This window comes from Nocardiopsis sp. NRRL B-16309 (assembly GCF_001279585.1).
GTDB lineage: Bacteria > Actinomycetota > Actinomycetes > Streptosporangiales > Streptosporangiaceae > Nocardiopsis.
This window is the reverse complement of the sequence record NZ_LGEC01000097.1, coordinates 23,146-41,065: the sequence shown is the minus strand read 5'-3', so window position 1 is coordinate 41,065 and position 17,920 is coordinate 23,146. Positions and strand designations below refer to the sequence as shown.

Here is a 17,920-nt window from a genome sequence, read left to right as displayed (position 1 = left end):
ACGTCATCGCCCAGGCCCTCAAGCCCGACTTCGACGCCCAGGCGCTGAGCGCGCGCGTGCGCGCGCTGGCCGCCAAGCACCCGCTCTACCCCAACCTGTAGAGCCCTGCCGTGCGGGGCCCCGTGCCCCGCACGGCAGTTCTGTACCAGGGCCCTGTACTCAACGAGGAGGACAGCCATGGCCATCAGCGTGTTCGACCTGTTCAAGATCGGTATCGGACCGTCGAGTTCGCACACGGTCGGCCCGATGAAGGCCGCCCGGACGTTCGCGGGACGGCTGCGCGAGGAAGGGCTCCTGGTCGCCACGGCGCACGTGCGCGCGGAACTGTACGGTTCGCTGGCGCTCACCGGCAAGGGGCACGGCAGTGACACCGCGGTGATCCTAGGGCTGATGGGGCACACGCCCGAGCACGTGGACGTGGACGCGGTCCCCGGCCTGGTCCAGCGGGTGCGCGAGGAGCGCACTCTGGAGCTGGGCGGGCCCGAGGGGCCGAAGGTGGCCTTCGACCCCGCCGTGGACGTGGACTTCCGCCGCAAGGAGAGCCTGCCCGACCACCCCAACGGCATGCGGTTCGTGGCGCTGGACGCCGCGGGCGCGGAGCTGGCGGCCAAGGTGTACTACTCCGTCGGCGGCGGCTTCGTCGTGGACGAGCGGGCGGCGGGCGCCGACCGGATCAAGGCCGACGACACCGAGGTCCCCCACCCCTTCGCCAGCGCCGAGGAGCTGCTGGCGATCTGCGCGGACACGGGGATGTCCATCAGTGCCGTGATGCTCGCCAACGAGCAGGCCTTCGGCCGCACGGCCGCCGAGATCCACGCGGAGCTGCTCACGATCTGGACGGCGATGCGCCAGTGCGTGCGCCGCGGGGTCATGACCGAGGGCAGCCTGCCCGGCGGTCTCAAGGTGCCGCGCCGCGCGCACCGGCTGTACCGCCAGCTGGGCGGGGCGTGCGACGAGTCGGGGCTGCTGGCCCCCACCACGGCCGACCCGGACCCGATGCGGGGCAGCGACTGGATCACCCTGTACGCGCTGGCGGTCAACGAGGAGAACGCCGCGGGCGGCCGGGTGGTGACCGCGCCGACCAACGGAGCGGCGGGGATCGTTCCGGCGGTGCTGCACTACTACCTGCACTTCAGCCCGGGCGCCGGGGACGACGGGGTCGTGCGGTTCATGCTCACCGCCGCCGCGATCGGCCTGCTGTTCAAGCAGAACGCGTCGATCTCCGGCGCGGAGGTGGGCTGCCAGGGGGAGGTGGGCTCGGCGTCCTCGATGGCCGCCGCGGGCCTGGCCGAGGTGCTGGGCGGCACACCCGCCCAGGTGGAGAACGCGGCGGAGATCGCGATGGAGCACAACCTGGGCCTGACCTGCGACCCGATCGGGGGCCTGGTACAGGTGCCGTGCATCGAGCGCAACGCGCTGGCCTCGGTCAAGGCCATCAGCGCCGCCCGCATCGCCCTGCGCGGCGACGGCAGCCACTTCGTGTCGCTGGACAAGGTCATCCGGACCATGCGCGACACCGGCCGCGACATGATGGACAAGTACAAGGAGACCTCGCGCGGCGGCCTCGCCGTCAACGTCATCGAGTGCTGAGGCGCCAGGGGACCGCGGAGGCTACTCGTCGCGGTCGGTGTCGCGGGGTACGAGCACGCTGAGGCGGTAGGTGGTGGGGTGGGCCCCGCGCCCACAGAGGACGTCGACGCGCAGGTCCTCGTCCCGGACTTGGGCCAGGTCCGTGCGCACGCGCCCGTGGCGGCCGCGCCACTCCGCCTCGTCGGTGGTCTCGAAGACCACCTCCCAGCGGCCCTCGCTCTCCCGCTGTTCCCGAGCCGCGCGGCGGCGCGCCTCGCGTTCGCGTCTGCGTCTCTGCCCCGGCATGGACCCCATCGTAGAGCGGTCCCCCGCCGTAACGGGGTCAGCGGAACGATTCCTGTCCGGCTTCGCGCGGGCGCAACCGCCGTTCGTCCACCACCACGTCCAGCAAAGCGAGTTCGACCACGTAGGCGACGTTCGCCTCCCACAGCCCGGCGCCGTTACGCCCTCGCCACCGCTTGAGCAGCCCCTTGCACCAGCTTCCGCCGTGCCGCACCCAGCACAGCTTCATCCCTCGCGGCACGTAGTCGGGAAAGCAGTGGATGCGCGGAGACCGGTCGTGCAGGACACGCACCAGGGATACCACCTGCGGGTCGTGTACTAACGGCGCAGATCACACGGTGGTCACCTACACGAAGGCGGCGGCGCCAGTGAAAACGGTGACGCCCCTACTCGTGACGTTCCAGCGTCTCGGCCATCACCTCGGACATGGGCACGGTCGGGGAGTCCCTGCGGGCCTCGACGAGCCGCCGCGTTTCCTGCTCGCCGTGCCGTCGTGGGTACACCAGGGTCACGTCCTCAGGCGATCTGGAAGCGCTGGTCACCCAGCTCCACCTCCACGTGCAACTCTCCACCGAGCGCCTCAACGTACCGGCGGAGAGTGTCGACCTGGGCACGGTCGATGTCACCGCGTTCAATGCCCGAGACACGGTTCTGGCTGACCTCCAGCCTGCTGGCGAGCTCGACCTGCGTGAGCTGGGCCGCCTCACGCAGTTCACGCAGCCGATAGGCGAGAACCTCTTCCCGCATCTGCCTCTTGTGCTCGTCCACCGCGTCACGATCGACCGGCCGCTTGGCCAGCATGTCCTGAAAACTCGTCCCCATCACAGTTCTCCCTTCAACCGTTCAACGTGAGTGTCGAGCAGATCATCGGCGATCGGGATGTTCTTGCGGTACCACTTGTCCCAGTCCCCGGCCTTGTCTCCCGCCACCAACATGATCGCCTCGCGCTTCGGGTCGAAAGCGAACAGGACACGCAACTCCGTACGACCGGTGGAACCTGGCCGAAGCTCCTTCATGTTCCTGTGGCGTGAAGCGTGCACGGTATCCACCAGCGGACGCCCCAACGATGGCCCGCTCTCCGCGAGGAGTTCGAGGGCCGCGACCACCTGCTCGTAGGAGCCCCTGGCCGAGGTCGTCCAACCACGGCGCTATCAGTTCGATTTCTATCTTCCACACCATGGTAACGGTACAACCCACAGGTTGTATAGGCTGTAGGTTCTACACATTCGCTATGGGCCGCCCACTCGAAGGAGGAAGAGGGGGCCACGGCGGCGGGATGATGTCAGGTCAGGCTGAGGACCGGGGCACCGGGCTCCGGGCGCGCGAACCGATCCGAGTGCGGCCACAGCAGGAGCGGGAGGGCGTCGACGTCGACGGCCTCGTGCAGGCCGGTGGGCGTGGCGACCCAGAACGACTGCGTCGCCTCGCCCCACCAGGTGACCAGATGGCGGTGCCGGGCCTGGATCGCGGCGGCCTGGGCGTGCTCACGGGCGGGCACCTCGCGGTGCGGCACAACATCGACGTCCAGGTATTGCCCTACGAGGCAGGCGAGTACCTAGGGATGGAGGGAGCGTTCACCGTCCTCGACTTCCCAGAGCCCAAGGACACACCAATCGTGCACGTGGAGACCGCCACCACAAGTCTCTTCCTCGAACGCTCCGAGGAAGTCGAGGAGTATAACGTTGCCTTTGGCAACCTTCAGGGGATAGCGCTGTCTACGTCCCGATCGGCCAAGTTCATCAGCGGTGTCGCCGAGTCACTGGAGAAGCGGACATGAGCCACCGGCTGGAATTCCAGAAGAGCAGTTACAGCGGCGCCGGTCAGAACTGTGTGGAGGTCGCCCAGATCCCTGCGAGCTTCCGCAAGAGCAGCTACAGCGCACAAGGCCAGGACTGTGTCGAGGTCACGCACCTCCCTGAGAGCTTCCGCAAAAGCAGCCACAGCGGCCGGGGCCAAGACTGCGTCGAGGTGGGCGACCTGCCCTGCGGCGCGGCGATCCGCGACTCCAAGCACCCCGGCGCCCGGCACCTCCCCTTCCCCGCCGCCGAGTGGGCCACCTTCCTCACCACCGCCCTCTCCGAGTAACCCCTCACGCGAAGGCCCCCATGAACCTCACGGAACGCTACGCACGGCTCCACGACGGCATCGGCCTGACCATCCAGGCCGCCGAGGACGCCTACCGACTCCCCCGGCACCTCGACATCCTCCTCAAGGAGTGGGTGAACAGGGCGTGGGAGAACCGACGACTCAGCATCAACTCGTGCGACAACGACCTCGACGTGGCCGACGCCGTGAGCGGTCTGACCTCGTTCGGGTCGTCCTACCTGGAGCTGCGCCGAGAACTCTTCTCCGACCTGCACCACTTCCGCGTCGAGCCGCCGTGGCGCGAGGTCGGCGGCGGGCTCACGGTCCGCGCGCCACTGAACTATTTCCGCAGGCCCCATACCGAGTTCGCCCTGCGGTCCGCCCGCCCCGCGGGGATGAGCGTCCAGCGGGTGTGGACGTTCTTCGTGTTCGTCAGCGCACGCGACGAGGACGACCAGAACCGCACACGGACGCACGAGTTCGATATCACTGAGGTCTCCGACCACGTGGCCCGCGTCCCGGACTCCCTCAACCAACACGGCGACTGGATGGAACAGCTCTTCTACGGTCTGAGAACCCTCACGGGCAACCACTACCGCCTGCGCACACTAGCCAGCGAGATCGCCCAGGACGCTTGATGGCAGCTACGCCCTCAGGACGAGGGCGAGGGCCTGTCCTGACGCCCCGCCGTCAGGCGTTCGCGCCGCCCATGTCCATGTGGACGAACTCCCACAGGTGGCCGTCCAGATCGGCGACCGTGCGCGAGTACATGCCGGACTCGTCCATCGTGGAGACCGCCCGGCCTCCGGCCGCGTCCGCCGCCGCGGCCAGGGTGTCGGCCTCCTGCCTGCTGCCCACGGTCACCGCCGTGATCACCTCCGAACCGGCGGCGGCGGTGGACGGCGCCCCCTCGGGCAGGAAGCTCCGGAAGAAGGACTCCTCCAGCAGCATCACGAAGGCGGAGTCGCTCACGATCATGCACAGGGCCTGCTCGTCGGAGAACTCCGGGTTGAAGGAGAACCCCATGGACGCCCAGAACGCGTGCGTGGCGCCGATGTCGCGCACGGGCAGATTCACGAAGGTCAGTCTCGTCATGGCGCCAACGTAACCCCGCACCGTGCTCCTGGCGCGCCTCCCACACCGACTTCGCCGACCTGTTCGCTCCTGCTCCGCCTCACCGGGCGTGCCGCGCTCCGGTCGGTGAACCCCGCGCCCGGTCAGGCCAGGCTGCGGCGGGGGTTCTTGGCGGGAGCCGTCATCGACATCCGCACCACCGCCGGGACCCGTTCCAGCTCCAGCGCGCGGCGCAGGTTGGCCAGGGCCTCGGACCGCACCCGCCGCCACACCCCCGCCACGTCCGCGTCGTCCTCCAGCGTCAGCGCCAGGCGCACGTGCGGCGCGTCGCTGGACTCGGTCAGCCGCGCCCGAGCCCGGCGCACGCCCGGGTACTCGGCGACCTCCTGCTCCAGGGCGCCGCGCGCCACGCTCTCGCTGACCTCCACCCGGCCCCCGGGGTCCTGCTCCAGGACCAGGCGGCCCAGTGTGTCGTTCATGCCCTGCGCGAGCAGCCAGCGCAGCGCCAGGAAGGCCGCGACGAAGGACAGCGCCACCGCGACGTAGGGCACCCACTGCCGGTCGAGCACCTCCAGGGCCGCCGGGCCCAGGAGGGCCTCTCCCGCCAGGTCCGTGCCGAGCAGGCCCTGCCCCAGCGCGAGCGCGAGCAGCCCGCCCGCCAGGAGCACTCCGCCCACCAGCGCCAGCCCGATCCGGTTACCCCGCGCCGACCTGCGATTCCTGTCCCGCGCCATCGTCAACCCTCCGCGTGCCGCACGTGCGTGACGATCCGCATGCTGCGCAGCGGCGCCAACTCCTCCAGCCGCCGCTCCACCGCCGCGGTCACCGCCTCGGCCAGCCCCTCCGAGGTGCGCATTCCGGTGCGCACATGCACCCGCAGCCGGTGGCCGCGGACCGCCACGTGCGCGCCCTCGACGCCGTCGACCTCCTGGGCCGCCGCGCTCACCGCCCGGCGCAGCGCCGGGCGGGTCAGTCCGACGACCAGGGCCGGGTCGCCCGTGCGCAGCACCGTCCACCGGCTCCGGCCCGGCGCCAGGGCCAGGACGATCAGGGCCAGCCCGATCAGCGCCAGGACGGCGGAGGCGATCTGCACCGACGGCTGCGACCAGGTCGTGGTGGCGGCGAACTCCCCGGCGCGCCCCACCGGGATCAGCTGCAGCGGGCTGCCGGCCAGGGCGGAGATGACCTCGGCCGCCGACACCACGGCCACCATCAGAATCGCCAGACCCGTGATCACCGCGGGCCACGACCGGCGCGGGCGGAACGTGTGGACCGCCACCCGCGTCGCCTTCCGCTCCACGCCCTGGTCCGGGCGGCCGAGCACCTCTTCGACGGTGGTCATGTCAGCGCACCAACTCCGCGATCTCGATGTCGATGTGGTGGACGTTCCTGCCGGTCATCCACTCGACCCGGTCCTTGACGTGTTCGCGTACCCGGGCCGCGACCTCGCGCGCGGCCCGCGGGTAGCGCACGGCGATCCGCAGCCGCAGCAGGACGACGTCGCCGCTCGTCCTGGCGCGGGCGGGGCGGGCGCGGACCGCGCTCGCCCCGTCCACCTCGCCCACGGCGCGGGCCGCCGCCTTCTCGATGACGCCCGAGGCGATGTCCGTCCGGCCGCCGGGGTCACGGGCGGCACCGCCCTCGCGGTGCCGCCCCGCCGATCCCGGCGGCTCGACACGCTGGCGGGGTACCGTGTCGGTTCGTGTTCCGGCCACAGCGCCCCTCAGGCCGATCGCCGCGTGAACATCTCGGCCAGGTCGATCTCGCCCTCCATCGCCCGGCCCGCGACGAAACCGACCAGTCCCAGGACCAGGACCAGCGCGAAGGCCGTGAATCCGCCGAACGCGCCGGCCAGACCCAGTACGGTCCCGTAGGACAACCCAACGATCGGCCACATGGCTTCCCCCTCTTGTCCAGCTGTGTCCAGCACTGCCACCTCAACCGCTCGCGCGGCTGCCCTCCCCGAGCCCGGCGACCACGTCCTCGACGTAGACGTGGACGGGCCGTCCGGCCGCCAGCGGCGCCAGGACGTCCCGGATCTCGGCGGTGATGTCCGGGATCGCACGGCCGAACCGGACCACCACGCCGACCTCGACGTGGTCCCCGCGGACCGCGATCCCGCGCACCCGGCCGCCCGGTACGGGAGTCTGGAGCGTTCCGAACCCCCCGGCGGACAGCTCCACGACATCCGGGCAGTCCCTGACGGCCCGCGCCATGCCCCGGGCGACCTCGCCCGGGTCCCGGGTGTCGGCCGCCACTACTGGACCCGGGGCTCGGAGGAAGCGTCCTCGTCGCCCTGGTCGTCGTCGGGCAGGTGGATGTCGTCCACCTTGATGTTGATCTCGGTGACCTCCAGGCCGGTCATGCGCTCGATCGCCGTGGTGACGTTGCGGCGCACCGCCGCGGCCAGGTCCTGGATGGCGGCGCCGTACTCGACGACGACGTCGATGTCGACGGCCGCCTGGCGCTCACCCACCTCGACCGCCACGCCGCGCGCGACTGACGAGTCCCCCCTGGTCATGGCGTCCCTGACGGCACCGACCGCGCGGGCGGCCCCGCCGCCCATGGCGTAGACCCCGCCGATCTCGCGGGCCGCCATGCCGGCGATCTTGGCCACGACGCCGTCGGCGATCTGCGTCCGGCCCGCCCCTTCGTGCGAGGCGCTGTCCCTGCGTCCGCCTGCGCGCGCTTCCGGCACGCCGGCCTCGGTCCTCGTATCCGACACTGGTTCCCCTTCCGCGGTGGTCGAACGGCTGTGACGCGACGGTGTCAGCGCTCGAAGACGCCCTTGACCCGCTCAGCCGCCGACTCGGCCGCCTCGCCGGCCTTGCCCTTGAGCTCCTCGGCCTTCTCCTTGGCCTGGTCCGCGGCGTCCTTGGCCTGGCCCTTGGCCTGGTCGACCTTGCCCTCGGCCTCCGTGCCCCGGTCCCCGGTGGCCTTGCCGACCGCTTCCTTGCCCTTGCCGACCGCGTCGTCGAAGTGCTTGCCCATGAGTGCCCCCTGCCGGATCACACGACCCGGAATTAGTTGACCGAAACCCGCCGACCGTGCACTCCGCACGACCGCACGAGTATGGAACCATTCACACCATATACACACCGTGAGTCACAGACAAGATACTCTAAGCGAAAATTCGCAGGTCACGAGGGTCATGTCAATACCATCTGTGCCCCAATTCCTGACCGGAAACCCACCCGGGCCCAGAAACGCCGAAGGGGCGCCCGAAGGCGCCCCGATGTGTCCGAAAAAAAGTTCCCGATCCCGGCGGGTCAGCCGAAGATGACGGTCTTCTCGCCGTTCATGAGGACACGCCGCTGCGCGTGCCAGTTCACCGCCCGCGCCAGCGCCACCGACTCCAGGTCCCGACCGATCGCCGTCAGCCGCTCCGGACTGTCGGTGTGGGCCACGCGGGACACCTCCTGCTCGATGATCGGCCCCTCGTCGAGGTCGGCGGTGACGTAGTGGGCGGTCGCGCCGATGAGCTTGACACCGCGCGCGTGCGCCTGGTGGTAGGGGCGAGCGCCCTTGAAGCTCGGCAGGAACGAGTGGTGGATGTTGATGATCCGGCCGGACATCTTGGTGCACAGCTGCTCCGAGAGCACCTGCATGTACCGGGCCAGCACGATGAGGTCCACGTCGTAGGAGTCGACCAGCTCCAGCAGCCGCGCCTCCTGCTCCAGCTTGGTCTGGGCGTTGACCGGCAGGTGGTGGAAGTCCACACCGTAGGAGGAGGCCAGGAACTCCAGGTCCGGGTGGTTGGAGACCACGGCCGCGATGTCGACGTCGAGCAGGCCGCTGCGCTGGCGGTAGAGCAGGTCGTTGAGGCAGTGTCCGAACTTGGACACCATCACGATCATGCGCGGGCGCGCGTCGGTCGGCTGCAGGCTCCACTCCACGACCGGGTCGCCGGACCCCGCGCCGAAGTCCCCCGCCAGAGCGGCGAACGCGCCCCGCAGGACGTCCTCGCCCACCACGCCGTCCTCCCCGCGCTCGGCGAGGAACTGCATCCGCAGGAAGAACCGACCGGTGTAGTGGTCGCCGTACTGCTGACTCTCGGTGATGTTGCAACCGTGGTCGGACAGCAGGTTGGCCACCGCCGCGACGATGCCCCGGCTGTCGGGGCACGAAAGGGTCAGAATGTACTCGCGCTCACTCATGGAAGGGTTCCACTCCTGGGATCGAACCGGCTGATCAGCCGTGACCTCCCAGGGTAGCGACCCCGCGCAAACCGCGGGGCCCGATCCCGCGCCGCCGTGCCCGCCGAGGCGCCCGTCCCGCGCTCGTCCCCCGTCATGAATTCGTGCGCCCCGGACAATATGAAAGACATTCATGTTCTGGCATCCTCGTGGCATGACACGCCTGCGCGAGACCTACGACGCCGCCACACGCGATCTGGAACCCCCCTTCGCCATGGTCGACCTGGCGGCGCTGCGCGCCAACGCCGCCGACCTCACCCGGCGCGCGCACGGCCGCCCCGTCCGCATCGCCAGCAAGTCGGTGCGCAGCCGCGATCTGCTCCGCACCGCGCTGGAGCTGCCCGGCTACGCGGGGATCATGGCCTTCACCCTCCCCGAGGCACTCTGGCTCGCCTCCGGCGGCCCGGACGATCCCCTGGCCCGGGACATCCTCGTCGCCTACCCCACCGCCGACCGCCACGCCCTGGCCCGGCTCGCCCGAGACCCCTGGGCCGCCCGGGTCGTCACCCTGATGGTGGACGACACCGCCCACCTGGACCTGATCGCCTCCGCCGTCGCCGAGGCCGCGGCCGACACCCCGGAGCCCCCGCGCATCAGGGTGTGCCTGGACATCGACACCAGCTGGCAGCCGTTCGGCTCCGCCGCGCGCATCGGCAGCTACCGCTCCCCCGTGCGCACGCCCGAACAGGCCGCCGCGCTCGCCCTGGCCGTCCGACGCCGCCCGGAACTGGTCCTCGACGGCATCATGGCCTACGAGGGCCAGATCGCCGGCGTCGGCGACGCCCCGCCCGGACGGCCCCTCTACGGCCGCCTGCTACGCGGTATCCAGCGCCGCTCCGCGATCGAACTGGCCCGCCGCCGCGCCGCGATCGTCCGGGCCGTGCGCGCGGTGGCCGACCTGCGCTTCGTCAACGGCGGCGGCACCGGCAGCCTGCACACCACCGGCCGGGAGCGGGCCGTCACCGAACTCGCCGCCGGGTCCGGCCTCTTCCACCCGCACCTGTTCGACCACTACCGGTCCTTCCACGGGCGCCCGGCCGCGCTCTTCGCGCTGCCCGTCGTGCGCCGCCCCGCCCGCGGCGCGGCCACGGTGCTCGGCGGCGGCTACCCCGCCTCGGGCCCGGCCGACCGGTTCCGGGCGCCCCTGCCGTACCTGCCCGAAGGGCTGTCCCTGACCGCCAACGAGGGCGCCGGAGAGGTCCAGACCCCCCTGCTGGGCGCCGCCGCCGACCGGCTCCGCATCGGCGACCGCGTGTGGATGCGCCACGCCAAGGCCGGAGAGCTGTGCGAGCGCTTCGACACCCTCCACCTGGTCGACTCCGACACCGGCGCCTACCTCGGAGCCGCCCCCACCTACCGCGGCGAGGGCCGAACGTTCCTCTGACGCGCCCGGAGCGAGTACATGAGCGGGACCTGCGGCCGGTCCGGCGGGAACCGGTACACCCCGTTCCGGTCGCGCCGCAGTCCCGGATAGCGCCGGAACAGCGTGAAGGGGTGCGCGACCGCCCGACAACGGTTTTTCACCGGGCGCACACGAAGGGGGCCCGTGCGCCGCACGGGCCCCTCGACCGATGTTCTAGCCGCGCCTGCGGCGGACCGCCCAGGCGACCACGCCGGCGGTGACGATCGCGCCGAGTCCGGCAGCCAGCAGCATGGCCTCGGTGGACATCCGGCCGCGGGACTCGTAGGTGGTCACGACCTCGTCGTCGCCCTTGAGGCGGATGCTGCCCTCCTCGGGTTCCACGAGGTGGCTCTCGACCCGCACGGTGCCGCCGACCACCAGGGCGCGTGCCTCGTCCACCAGACGGGTTCCCCGCCGCTTGGCCTTGGCGACCTGCCGACGCGCGATGTTGGCGGGGCGGGCCTGCTCGCCGAGCTCGTCCAGGGTCTCGGCCAGTCGCCGCTGCTCGCGGTCGATCTCGGCCTGGACCTCGGCCGGGGTCTGGCGCGGTTCGGTGTCGCTTCCCGTCATGGGCACCCTCTCTCCATCAGCGCATCGTGGTCTGGGAACCCGTGTCCGAGCCGGTGCCCCGGCCCTCGTCCTCCGCGCCGTCGGACGGACCGGAGAACCTCAGCGCGCCGTCGATTCCGTCGACCACGCGGAAGAAGTCCCGCGTGGACAACCACAGTTTATAGATGATGGCGATCTCGAACGCGAGAAGCAAAACGCCCGTGACCGCGGCGATCCAGCCGACCAGCGACGGCATCGCGAAGATCGCCATCGCCAGCGGTGCGACGACGAACACCGCCATCTGGAACTCGATGCCGCCGACCAGGTGCGTGCGGATGCGGCGGTCGTTCAGCGCCCCCCAGAACCGCTGGTACCACGGGAAGCGCGTCCGGAACTCCTGGTGCAGGTCCACCTTGGGCAGGGTCAGGTCCGGCTGCTTGCCCGCCGCGCGGTGGTTGCGCGCCTCACGCTCGTTCTGGCTGTGCAGGATCTGCTCCAACACGCCGATGCCGTGGCGCAGGACGGCCTGCTCGCCGCCGTCGCTCATCGGCCGGTCCCCGTCCGCGGGCTCCAGCATCGACAGCGTGGCGCGCGCCCGCTCCAGGGCGGCGGCCAGGTGCGAGCGCATCTCGCGCCGCAGCTTGTACACCTGCAGCGCGTTGAGGTAGCGCAGCATGTCGACGAAGACCACGGCCAGAGCCAGCCACACGTAGACCACGGGCGCGGAGTCGGGGTTCTCGTCCTGGGCGAGCACGTACTGCCCGCCCATCAGCGCCACCGCGCACACCAGCACCCGGAAGCGGTCGGAGACGTAGTCCATCCACGCGCCGATGAGGGTCTCGGACCCGGTGAGACGCGCGAGCTTGCCGTCCACGCAGTCCACGACGAAGCACAGGAAGTAGAGCAGCGCGCCCAGCGCGAGCGCCTGCCGGTAGCCCAGCGCGAAGCAGACCGCGGCGCCCAGCCCGAGGAAGAGCGCGGCCACCGTGAGCTGGTTGGGCGTGACCGACGTCCGGTTCGCCACCACGCGCACGAGCCGGACCGCCATCGGGTCCACGAGGAAGACCGTCCACCAGGAGTCGCGCTCCTTGAGGGTACGGGTCCTGACCTCGTCGAGTGTGAATCCAGGCATCGTCGCCAATACTCCCCAACGCGAAGCGGATGTGTTCCGGAAACCTGCTGCTGGAGGTCATCTGCAGCCAGAACATGAGTGCGGTCAACAATAGGTGATCAGAGGGCTGGTCACCGCCCCCGAGAACCAACCGAACCGGAATCGCAACAGACCACGGGCACGTGGTCCGAGGGGATGGCTACTCTGAGGGACGGACGACCCCTAGAGGAACGGAACACCACGTGAGCGACCCGATCCGTCTGGAGACCGGAGACCCGGCGCCGGACTTCACCCTCGACGACGCCGACGGCAAGCCGGTGACCCTCAGCCAGGTCCTGGCCGAGACCGGCAAGCGCGTCGTGCTGTACTTCTATCCGGCGGCCATGACGCCCGGCTGCACCACGCAGGCCTGCGACTTCCGCGACAACCTGCGCGACTTCGACTCCGCCGGACTCACCGTCCTGGGTATCTCCCCGGACACCACGGACAAGCTCGCCAAGTTCCGGGACAAGGAGGGCCTCACCTTCACCCTGCTCGGCGACCCGGACAAGGAGACCCTGCGCGCCTACGGCGCCTTCGGCGAGAAGAAGAACTACGGCCGGGTCGTCCAGGGCGTCATCCGCTCCACGATCGTCGTCGACACCGACGGCAAGGTCGAGCGGGCCTTCTACAACGTGAAGGCGACCGGCCACGTCAACCGTATCAAGCGCGAACTGGGCGTCTAGGGCCGGATCCGGGCCGTACGGGCGAGTCGGCCCGCTGCCGGGAACGGTATGGTGGTCCCCGGCGGGGCCGTAGTCCAATTGGCAGGAGACGCCAGCTTTAGGTGCTGTACAGTGCGGGTTCGAGTCCCGCCGGCCCCACGTCGCACGAGGCGCGCGAACCACCCGGTCCGCGCGCCTCGCCGTGTTCCACCCGCCCCCGAGAACGCATCCGTCGGGGCGTCGCAGTCCGCCCCCACGATGGTTGAAGGTGCAGGCGCGGTCCTACGGCACCCCAGGGGGTGAAGGGTAGGCCGTTCAGCCCGCTCCAGCCCCAGGGGGTTGATCCGGGCCAAAGCGAGGAACGAGCGGAGGCCCAAAGCAAGCACGGCTGATCGGCGCGCCGGTGCCTGCAGGAGGAGTCTCTGCCGCCAGCGAGCCTGGAATAGGGCTGCGGCCGAAGGCCGTCCGTTGAGGGTGGTGGCGGGCGACGGGCGGGACAGGCAGTAGCGACGACGAAGGACCCGGCGTGAAGCGCCGATCAGCGCCGATCAGCGCCCCATCAGCGCCCACAGCACGATGGCCAGCAGCACCGCCACCCCGAGCACCACCGCGGCGACCACCGGAAGGAGGCTGTGCTCGGCGTGCCTGCCCGAGTGGGTCAGGCCGAGCGTGTCCGTGGACTCGCGGATCGACGTCATGATCGAGTTCATCGCCTCGGGGCTGTGCCGCAGCCGCTCGTTGAGCGACTCGGCCAGGACCCGGCCGCCGGCGCGGAAGTGCTCCTTGGCCTGTTCCCGCGCGGACTCGTGGACCTCGCCGTCCCCGTCCGCCTCGTCGTCGACGTCCTCGTCGGCGTCCACGCCCTTGCCCACGGGCCGGGACGCGGCTCCGCCCGGCCGCGGCTCGGCGGGGGTGGCCTTGCCCTGGGCCGCCGTCTCGGGGCTGGTCTCGGGTGCCCACGGGGCCAGCGCGGCGATGCGCAGCATCTTGGTGGCGTTCTCCGCGGTCAGCCGCTCGCCCGGCTCCACTCTGAGCAGGCCCGCGAGCACCGGCGCCAGCGGACCGGCGTTGGCGGCCTCCGCGGGCTCGTCCAGCTGCTCCTGGCGCAGGATCTTGATGTAGCCCTTGCGGTCGTAGGGCGGGTGGCCCTCCACCGCGGCGTACAGGGTGGCGCCCAGCGACCACAGGTCCGACTCGGGTCCGACCGGCCCGGCCTTGGCGCGCTCGGGCGGGATGTAGGCCGGTGATCCGATGATGCGGCCGGACTCGCTCAGCGCGGACTCGCCGTTCCACGCCGCCAGCCCGAAGTCGGTGAGCACGACCCGCCCCTGCGGGCTGATCATCACGTTGTCGGGTTTGACGTCGCGGTGCACGATGCCCTCGGCGTGCGCGACCTTGAGGGCGTCGATGAGCTGCAGGCCGATCTCGGCGACCCTCTGGTAGGGCAGCGGGCTCACTCTGAGCAGCTCCTCCAGCGTGGAGGCCTCCACCAGCTCCATGACGATCCACGGCCGGTCGTCCTCGTCCACGACGTCCAGGACGGTGACCAGGCTCGGGTGGGTGAGCCGGCCGGCGACGCGGGCCTCGCGGGTCGTGCGCTGGAGCAGCGCCTCGCGCTCCGCGCGGCTCAGGTCCGCTGGCAGCCGCAGCTCCTTGACCGCGACCTCGCGGTCGATGACCAGGTCGGTGGCGCGCCATACCGTGCCGACACCGCCCCGGGCGATCTCCGAGACGAGCTGGTAGCGCCCCTTGAGCAGCCGGCCGTCAGCTCCGGAGCCGTCCATGGTGGCACCTTCCGGGCGTGCTGAGCCGGGCGACGCCTCGGGCCGCCGGGTGTGGGGGTTGTCTAGGGAGGACACGGTTATCCACGGGTCCATTCACCGGCCATGGTGGCCTCCTGCGGAGCATTGCGGTCGCTGTCACCACGTAGGTGCACGGATCACTCGTTATACCAGCAGGACGCCTGGCCCACGTTGGTAGTTGCCATAAGACTGGCACATAGGTTCGCTTTCGTTATGTCCGGCGAAACCCTGTGTATGCAGTGACTTTCCTCTCCCTTACCCTCCCTTGCCCACCTGGGGAAAGAGGGCCCGACAGCGGTGCCGTGCGGGCTCCCGGCCACAGCGCTCCGGGAGCCCGCACGCCCCGGTCACGTCGGGGGCAGGCCGCGGTTCAGGACCACAGGGACTCCGGGCTGCGGACCTCGACCGGTCCGGCGCCGATGTCGGCGAGCGGCCCGCTCAGGCGCTCGGCGTCGCCGACCACCACCACGACCGCCTCCTCGGGGTGCAGGTACTCCTGCGCGGCGCTGTTGAGCTTCTCCTCGGTGAGCGCCTCGTACCCGGCGCGGTGGCGGTCCACGTAGTCGTCGGGCAGGTCGTGCACCACCATGTCGACCAGGGCGGAGGCCATGGCGCGCGCGGTGGAGTAGCTGACCGGGAGGCCCACCGTGTTGGAGTCGCGCACCGAGGCCAGCTCCTCGGCGGTGACGCCGGAGGAGCGCAGCTTGGCGATCTGCTCCAGGGACGCGGTGATCGAGTGCGCGGTGGTGTCCGCCTCCACCTGCGTGGTGGCGAAGAAGACCCCGCTGTCGCGGCGCAGGTCGAACCGCGAGCCCGCCCCGTAGGTGTACCCGAGGCGCTCGCGCAGCTCCATGTTGAGCCGGGAGGTGAACAGCCCGCCGAGCACCTCGCTGATGCCCTCGGCCCGGGGCAGGTCCACCTGCGAGCGGGACGGGGCGCGGTGCGCGATGACCAGGGCCGACTGCACCGAACCGGGCCGGTCCACGATGAGGACCCGCGGCAGCTCGCCGGGCGGCGGAGCGGGAGCGGCGACCTCGCGCACCGGCGTGGCGGCCGCGTCGCCGAACACGGTCTTGCCCAGGTCCTCCAGGTCGACGCCGCTCAGGTCGCCGACGACGACGAGCGTCCCGGCCACGGAGGCGATGGAGTCGGCGTGGAAGGCAGCGACGGTCTCGGGAGCGACCTCGGCCAGCTTGACCGGGCCGCCGGCCAGCGGCGTGGCGTAGCGGCCGGTGAAGAGCTGGCCGCCCAGGCTGCGCATGGCCAGGGTGGAGGCGGAGGCCGCCTCCAGCCAGAAGCGCTCCAGGAGCTGGTCGCGGCGGCGGACGATGTCGTCGGCGGTGAGCGCGGGGCGGCGCACGGCGTCGGCGAACAGCCGCACGGCCTCGCCCAGGCGGTTGGCGGGGGCGTCCAGGCCGGTGATGAACCCGTCCCAGTTGACCCGCGAGACCCACTCGGCGCCGTGGCGCTCCAGAGCGGGAGCCAGGGAGCTGTTGCCGTCGGGGCCGTCCTCCAGCACCTCGCTGGTCAGGGAGCTGACGCCCATGGCGTCCAGCGGCTCGACGGCACCGCCGTAGGGGTGGACCAGGCGCAGCGACGCGAGACGCTGACCGGGCACGTCGATGGCGACGACGGTGCCGCCTCCGACGGTGATGCGCCGGGGCTTGGGAAAGGTGTAGGACGCTGGGGTACCGATATCGGGACGGAGCATGCTCTGTGGCTCTTTCTGCGGCTTGCGGTGACGCGGTGACAGGGCCAGGTGGTGGCGGGGGCGCTGCGGTCCCCGCCGGTACGGCCTAGGAGGCCGGTGCGGCGTCGGCTCCGGCCGTGTCGGGGTCGAAGCGGACGACGAGCAGGTTGTCGTCGACCAGCAGGCGCTCCGCCGCGGCACGCACCTCCTCCGCGGTGATGTCGGCCCAGCGCTCGGGCCAGGTGTAGGCGAGTTCGGGGTCGCCGAACAGCTGGGTGCAGGAGCTGATCGAGTCGGCCAGCCCGGAGGGGCTGGAGATGGACTGCAGGTGGTCCCGCTCCAGGACGGCGCGCGCCCGGTCGAGCTCCTCCTCGGTGATGCCCGCGGCCAGCTTGACGATCTCCTCGCGCATGGCCTCCTCCAGGACGTCGCCGCTGACGCCCTCACGGGCGAGCATGTTCACCAGCAGGAGGCTGTCGGTGTAGCGGAACGGCAGGATGTCGGCCGCGCCGCCGCCGTCGTCGGCGGCGATGGGGCGGTCGACCACCAGCGAGCGGTACAGGCGGCTGCCCTGCCCCTGCCCCAGGACGGCCGAGGCCAGGTGCATCACGTCGAACTCGCGCTCGCCGTAGGCGGCCACGCGGTAGCCCAGGAACACCCCGGCGGCGGGCACGGTCTCGGTGACGGCGTCGCGGACGGGGCCGCCCAGGGGCTGCGGCAGCGAGGCGTCGGGGGCCTCGGGCACGAAGTCGCGGGCCGGAAGGTGGCCGAAGTACTTCTCCACGCGCGCCAGCACGTCCTCGGGCTCCAGGTCGCTGACCACGGTGAGCACGCAGTTGTCCGGCCCGTAGTGGGCCTTGTGGAAGGACTTGACGTAGTCCAGGTCGGCGTCGTCCAGGTCGGCCATGGAGCCGATCGTGGGGTGGTGGTAGGGGTGGCCCTCGGGGTAGCCCAGGCGCAGGATGCGCTCCAGGGCGGTGCCGTAGGGCTGGTTGTCGTAGCGCTGGCGGCGCTCGTTCTTGACCACGTCGCGCTGGTTGTCCAGGACCTCCTGCGTCATCCCGTCGCGCAGGGTCTCCAGACGGTCGGCCTCCAGCCACAGGACGCGGTCCAGGGCGTGCTCGGGCACCGTCTCGTAGTAGTTCGTGCGGTCGGTCGAGGTGGAGGCGTTGATGTCGCCGCCGAGCCGCTCGACCTCCTCGAAGTGCTCGCCCTTGGCGACGTTGCCGCTGCCCTGGAACATCAGGTGCTCGAACAGGTGCGCGAACCCGGTGCGGCCCGGTACCTCGTGGCGGGAGCCCACGCCGTACCACAGGTTGACGGAGGCGACCTGGCCGGTGGAGGCCGGTGCGGTCACCAGACGCAATCCGTTGTCGAGCGTGTACTGACCTACCCGTCCCGCTGCTCCGATGGTCGTCACCAGTGCTGCACCCCG

General features: G+C 71.0%; 26 protein-coding genes and 1 tRNA gene. 7 read left to right on the top strand and 20 right to left on the bottom strand.

Annotated elements, in window-relative coordinates; translation table 11 throughout:
* Positions 1–177: 177 nt before the first annotated feature.
* On the top strand, positions 178–1,590 hold the full coding sequence (locus ADL05_RS22710; RefSeq protein ID WP_053619032.1) for an L-serine ammonia-lyase: 1,413 nt from the start codon (positions 178–180) through the stop codon (positions 1,588–1,590).
* Positions 1,591–1,611: 21 nt separating this feature from the next.
* Here ADL05_RS22710 and ADL05_RS22705 read toward each other — a convergent pair whose 3' ends face one another.
* The 6 genes from ADL05_RS22705 to ADL05_RS22685 all read right to left on the bottom strand — a co-directional run bounded on the left by ADL05_RS22705 (position 1,612) and on the right by ADL05_RS22685 (position 3,385).
* Positions 1,612–1,875: a hypothetical protein gene (locus ADL05_RS22705; RefSeq protein ID WP_053619031.1), complete on the bottom strand. Its 264-nt coding sequence runs from the start codon at positions 1,873–1,875 to the stop codon at positions 1,612–1,614.
* A gap of 37 nt (positions 1,876–1,912) precedes the next feature.
* Positions 1,913–2,164 (bottom strand): hypothetical protein, encoded by a 252-nt coding sequence (locus ADL05_RS22700; protein ID WP_156365974.1) that lies wholly within the window; start codon positions 2,162–2,164, stop codon positions 1,913–1,915.
* A gap of 94 nt (positions 2,165–2,258) precedes the next feature.
* Positions 2,259–2,384 (bottom strand): hypothetical protein, encoded by a 126-nt coding sequence (locus ADL05_RS32190; RefSeq protein WP_255351860.1) that lies wholly within the window; start codon positions 2,382–2,384, stop codon positions 2,259–2,261.
* Positions 2,385–2,388: 4 nt separating this feature from the next.
* Entirely contained in the window at positions 2,389–2,694 is a 306-nt protein-coding gene (locus ADL05_RS22695) for an XRE family transcriptional regulator (RefSeq protein WP_053619029.1), read from the bottom strand.
* Positions 2,694–2,978, bottom strand: coding sequence for a type II toxin-antitoxin system RelE/ParE family toxin (locus tag ADL05_RS22690; RefSeq protein ID WP_197285898.1), 285 nt, complete (start codon positions 2,976–2,978; stop codon positions 2,694–2,696). The genes ADL05_RS22695 and ADL05_RS22690 overlap by 1 nt, the downstream gene beginning before the upstream one ends.
* 176 nt (positions 2,979–3,154) lie before the next feature.
* Positions 3,155–3,385, bottom strand: a complete 231-nt coding sequence (locus ADL05_RS22685) for a hypothetical protein (RefSeq protein ID WP_231640871.1) — start codon at positions 3,383–3,385, stop codon at positions 3,155–3,157.
* Here ADL05_RS22685 and ADL05_RS22680 point away from each other — a divergent pair.
* The 3 genes from ADL05_RS22680 to ADL05_RS22670 are packed head-to-tail and all read left to right on the top strand — an operon-like array spanning position 3,377 to position 4,595.
* Positions 3,377–3,649, top strand: coding sequence for a Scr1 family TA system antitoxin-like transcriptional regulator (locus ADL05_RS22680; RefSeq protein WP_231640870.1), 273 nt, complete (start codon positions 3,377–3,379; stop codon positions 3,647–3,649). The genes ADL05_RS22685 and ADL05_RS22680 overlap by 9 nt on opposite strands.
* Positions 3,646–3,957: a DUF397 domain-containing protein gene (locus ADL05_RS22675; protein ID WP_082376781.1), complete on the top strand. Its 312-nt coding sequence runs from the start codon at positions 3,646–3,648 to the stop codon at positions 3,955–3,957. Before ADL05_RS22680 ends, ADL05_RS22675 begins: the two co-directional genes overlap by 4 nt.
* Positions 3,958–3,977: 20 nt before the next feature.
* Positions 3,978–4,595 carry a hypothetical protein gene (locus tag ADL05_RS22670; protein WP_053619026.1) on the top strand — a complete coding sequence of 206 codons (618 nt, stop codon included), beginning with the start codon at positions 3,978–3,980 and terminating at the stop codon, positions 4,593–4,595.
* 52 nt (positions 4,596–4,647) lie between these two features.
* Here ADL05_RS22670 and ADL05_RS22665 read toward each other — a convergent pair whose 3' ends face one another.
* From ADL05_RS22665 to purU, 9 genes are all read right to left on the bottom strand, one after another.
* Positions 4,648–5,052 (bottom strand): hypothetical protein, encoded by a 405-nt coding sequence (locus ADL05_RS22665; RefSeq protein ID WP_053619025.1) that lies wholly within the window; start codon positions 5,050–5,052, stop codon positions 4,648–4,650.
* Positions 5,053–5,174: 122 nt separating this feature from the next.
* The gene (amaP, locus tag ADL05_RS22660) at positions 5,175–5,765 is read right to left on the bottom strand and encodes an alkaline shock response membrane anchor protein AmaP (RefSeq protein WP_053619024.1); all 591 of its coding nucleotides are present in this window, start codon (positions 5,763–5,765) and stop codon (positions 5,175–5,177) included.
* 2 nt (positions 5,766–5,767) lie between these two features.
* Positions 5,768–6,373, bottom strand: coding sequence for a DUF6286 domain-containing protein (locus ADL05_RS22655; protein ID WP_053619023.1), 606 nt, complete (start codon positions 6,371–6,373; stop codon positions 5,768–5,770).
* A gap of 1 nt (position 6,374) precedes the next feature.
* Positions 6,375–6,746, bottom strand: a complete 372-nt coding sequence (locus ADL05_RS22650; RefSeq protein WP_053619022.1) for an Asp23/Gls24 family envelope stress response protein — start codon at positions 6,744–6,746, stop codon at positions 6,375–6,377.
* Between the two features lie 8 nt (positions 6,747–6,754).
* Positions 6,755–6,928 (bottom strand): hypothetical protein, encoded by a 174-nt coding sequence (locus tag ADL05_RS31245; RefSeq protein WP_179822257.1) that lies wholly within the window; start codon positions 6,926–6,928, stop codon positions 6,755–6,757.
* Between the two features lie 40 nt (positions 6,929–6,968).
* Positions 6,969–7,289, bottom strand: coding sequence for a hypothetical protein (locus tag ADL05_RS22645; protein ID WP_082376780.1), 321 nt, complete (start codon positions 7,287–7,289; stop codon positions 6,969–6,971).
* A complete protein-coding gene (locus ADL05_RS22640; RefSeq protein WP_053619021.1) occupies positions 7,289–7,756 on the bottom strand; it encodes an Asp23/Gls24 family envelope stress response protein in 468 nt (155 codons plus the stop codon). Before ADL05_RS22640 ends, ADL05_RS22645 begins: the two co-directional genes overlap by 1 nt.
* 44 nt (positions 7,757–7,800) lie before the next feature.
* Complete coding sequence (locus ADL05_RS22635; protein WP_053619020.1) at positions 7,801–8,022, bottom strand: CsbD family protein; 222 nt, start codon at positions 8,020–8,022, stop codon at positions 7,801–7,803.
* Between the two features lie 278 nt (positions 8,023–8,300).
* Entirely contained in the window at positions 8,301–9,188 is an 888-nt protein-coding gene (gene purU / locus ADL05_RS22630; RefSeq protein WP_053619019.1) for a formyltetrahydrofolate deformylase, read from the bottom strand.
* 193 nt (positions 9,189–9,381) lie between these two features.
* Between purU and ADL05_RS22625 the strand changes: the two genes are divergently transcribed.
* A complete protein-coding gene (locus tag ADL05_RS22625; protein WP_053619018.1) occupies positions 9,382–10,611 on the top strand; it encodes an alanine racemase in 1,230 nt (409 codons plus the stop codon).
* 192 nt (positions 10,612–10,803) lie between these two features.
* Here the strand turns inward: ADL05_RS22625 and ADL05_RS22620 are convergent, their stop codons facing one another.
* Both ADL05_RS22620 and ADL05_RS22615 read right to left on the bottom strand, forming a co-directional pair.
* On the bottom strand, positions 10,804–11,199 hold the full coding sequence (locus ADL05_RS22620; protein WP_053619017.1) for a DUF3618 domain-containing protein: 396 nt from the start codon (positions 11,197–11,199) through the stop codon (positions 10,804–10,806).
* A gap of 16 nt (positions 11,200–11,215) precedes the next feature.
* Positions 11,216–12,310, bottom strand: a complete 1,095-nt coding sequence (locus tag ADL05_RS22615) for a CDP-alcohol phosphatidyltransferase family protein (protein ID WP_053619016.1) — start codon at positions 12,308–12,310, stop codon at positions 11,216–11,218.
* A 221-nt stretch (positions 12,311–12,531) separates the two neighbouring features.
* Between ADL05_RS22615 and bcp the strand changes: the two genes are divergently transcribed.
* Positions 12,532–13,014 (top strand): thioredoxin-dependent thiol peroxidase, encoded by a 483-nt coding sequence (gene bcp, locus ADL05_RS22610; RefSeq protein WP_053619015.1) that lies wholly within the window; start codon positions 12,532–12,534, stop codon positions 13,012–13,014.
* A 63-nt stretch (positions 13,015–13,077) separates the two neighbouring features.
* A tRNA-Leu gene (locus tag ADL05_RS22605) sits at positions 13,078–13,152 on the top strand.
* 389 nt (positions 13,153–13,541) lie between these two features.
* Here the strand turns inward: ADL05_RS22605 and ADL05_RS22600 are convergent.
* The 3 genes from ADL05_RS22600 to ADL05_RS22590 all read right to left on the bottom strand — a co-directional run bounded on the left by ADL05_RS22600 (position 13,542) and on the right by ADL05_RS22590 (position 17,905).
* Entirely contained in the window at positions 13,542–14,777 is a 1,236-nt protein-coding gene (locus ADL05_RS22600; protein WP_053619014.1) for a serine/threonine-protein kinase, read from the bottom strand.
* Between the two features lie 388 nt (positions 14,778–15,165).
* The gene (locus ADL05_RS22595; RefSeq protein ID WP_053619013.1) at positions 15,166–16,506 is read right to left on the bottom strand and encodes a pitrilysin family protein; all 1,341 of its coding nucleotides are present in this window, start codon (positions 16,504–16,506) and stop codon (positions 15,166–15,168) included.
* Positions 16,507–16,591: 85 nt separating this feature from the next.
* Positions 16,592–17,905 (bottom strand): pitrilysin family protein, encoded by a 1,314-nt coding sequence (locus ADL05_RS22590; RefSeq protein ID WP_053619012.1) that lies wholly within the window; start codon positions 17,903–17,905, stop codon positions 16,592–16,594.
* Positions 17,906–17,920: the final 15 nt, after the last annotated feature.

What these genes read in the sequence shown, in the direction of transcription:
- ADL05_RS22710 (WP_053619032.1), top strand. Translation starts at nt 178, where the DNA reads ATGGCCATCAGCGTGTTCGACCTGTTCAAGATCGGTATCGGACCGTCG.
- ADL05_RS22705 (WP_053619031.1), bottom strand. Translation starts at nt 1,875, where the DNA reads ATGCCGGGGCAGAGACGCAGACGCGAACGCGAGGCGCGCCGCCGCGCG.
- ADL05_RS22695 (WP_053619029.1), bottom strand. Translation starts at nt 2,694, where the DNA reads ATGGGGACGAGTTTTCAGGACATGCTGGCCAAGCGGCCGGTCGATCGT.
- ADL05_RS22675 (WP_082376781.1), top strand. Translation starts at nt 3,646, where the DNA reads ATGAGCCACCGGCTGGAATTCCAGAAGAGCAGTTACAGCGGCGCCGGT.
- ADL05_RS22670 (WP_053619026.1), top strand. Translation starts at nt 3,978, where the DNA reads ATGAACCTCACGGAACGCTACGCACGGCTCCACGACGGCATCGGCCTG.
- ADL05_RS22665 (WP_053619025.1), bottom strand. Translation starts at nt 5,052, where the DNA reads ATGACGAGACTGACCTTCGTGAATCTGCCCGTGCGCGACATCGGCGCC.
- amaP (WP_053619024.1), bottom strand. Translation starts at nt 5,765, where the DNA reads ATGGCGCGGGACAGGAATCGCAGGTCGGCGCGGGGTAACCGGATCGGG.
- ADL05_RS22655 (WP_053619023.1), bottom strand. Translation starts at nt 6,373, where the DNA reads ATGACCACCGTCGAAGAGGTGCTCGGCCGCCCGGACCAGGGCGTGGAG.
- ADL05_RS31245 (WP_179822257.1), bottom strand. Translation starts at nt 6,928, where the DNA reads ATGTGGCCGATCGTTGGGTTGTCCTACGGGACCGTACTGGGTCTGGCC.
- ADL05_RS22635 (WP_053619020.1), bottom strand. Translation starts at nt 8,022, where the DNA reads ATGGGCAAGCACTTCGACGACGCGGTCGGCAAGGGCAAGGAAGCGGTC.
- purU (WP_053619019.1), bottom strand. Translation starts at nt 9,188, where the DNA reads ATGAGTGAGCGCGAGTACATTCTGACCCTTTCGTGCCCCGACAGCCGG.
- ADL05_RS22625 (WP_053619018.1), top strand. Translation starts at nt 9,382, where the DNA reads ATGACACGCCTGCGCGAGACCTACGACGCCGCCACACGCGATCTGGAA.
- ADL05_RS22620 (WP_053619017.1), bottom strand. Translation starts at nt 11,199, where the DNA reads ATGACGGGAAGCGACACCGAACCGCGCCAGACCCCGGCCGAGGTCCAG.
- ADL05_RS22615 (WP_053619016.1), bottom strand. Translation starts at nt 12,310, where the DNA reads ATGCCTGGATTCACACTCGACGAGGTCAGGACCCGTACCCTCAAGGAG.
- ADL05_RS22600 (WP_053619014.1), bottom strand. Translation starts at nt 14,777, where the DNA reads ATGGACGGCTCCGGAGCTGACGGCCGGCTGCTCAAGGGGCGCTACCAG.
- ADL05_RS22595 (WP_053619013.1), bottom strand. Translation starts at nt 16,506, where the DNA reads ATGCTCCGTCCCGATATCGGTACCCCAGCGTCCTACACCTTTCCCAAG.